The sequence below is a fragment of the Ureibacillus suwonensis genome, assembly GCF_042655065.1.
In the GTDB taxonomy this organism is placed as follows: domain Bacteria; phylum Bacillota; class Bacilli; order Bacillales_A; family Planococcaceae; genus Ureibacillus; species Ureibacillus suwonensis.
Window position 1 is genome coordinate 1 of record NZ_JBHSNQ010000087.1, and the last position, 536, is coordinate 536.

At 43.8% G+C, this 536-nt stretch carries 1 pseudogene; it reads left to right on the forward strand.

What is annotated here, in order from left to right:
* A pseudogene (locus ACFPOH_RS10745) lies at positions 1 to 536 on the forward strand (MobQ family relaxase); the annotation flags it as partial.

The window sequence follows — 536 nt, forward strand, 5'->3', positions numbered from 1 at the left end:
AGCAAGACGTGTGTATCATGATCTGGCCGAAGGCAATTGGAAGAAAAAAATCGACAGCCAGCAGCTGAAGCTGCGAGCGCTTAAGAATGTCATCAATAAGGCGTATCATGTGTATCAGCAAGAACCAAAACAAGTCATTCAATATGGTTTCTATCCTGGCAAATTTAACGAGCAGCTGAAAGAAAAAATCGCGCAACTCAAAGAAATGGAGAAATCCTTTGAAAACGAGTTAACCAAATACGAAGCGGTTCTGAAGAAAGCCGAATTAGCACTGGAAGTGCAAAAACGGCTAACAGAAGAAGAGTTCCGAGTCTTGTATCCTCATGCCAGAGCTGACTTCCGGATTGAAGAAAAATATCATGCCGTTCAATACTTTAAGGACACAGGGGGGGTGTTGCCGGAGAGTGAAATTCCTGCTTATGAGGCGAAGAAAGAGCAAGAGATTCATCGGATGCCGACCTTCGCGGAGCAAACCCGAAACATGTATCAAAGTCTCTTCGTTTTGAATCGCACGATTCAAAAGCAATCGAAAGAGC